Origin of the sequence: Belnapia mucosa (assembly GCF_016775475.1) — a bacterium.
GTDB lineage: Bacteria > Pseudomonadota > Alphaproteobacteria > Acetobacterales > Acetobacteraceae > Belnapia > Belnapia mucosa.
Genome location: NZ_JAEUXJ010000129.1, coordinates 1 through 252 on the forward strand (window position 1 = coordinate 1; position 252 = coordinate 252).

A 252-nucleotide genomic window follows, 5' to 3' on the forward strand; every position below is an offset into this window, starting at 1 on the left:
TGACCAGCTACTACACGGCTCCCACACTGATCCGATCGCTGATGGGCTGGCACCCGGACGGCGTGCCCGCGGAGTACGACCTGTCCTCGATCCGCCTGATCGGCACCGTCGGCGAGGCGGTGAACCCGGAGGCCTGGGTGTGGGCGCGCACGCAGATCGGCCGGGACGCGCTGGACCGGCTGGACGGTCAGGCCGCCGCGGCGGGTAGGGCGCCGGTGCCCCGCGACGGCGCCGTGGGCGTGCCGATGGTGG

At 74.2% G+C, this 252-nt stretch carries 1 pseudogene; it reads left to right on the forward strand.

Going from position 1 to position 252, the window contains the following annotated elements:
* Positions 1-252, forward strand: a pseudogene (locus JMJ55_RS30650) (acetate--CoA ligase); the annotation flags it as partial.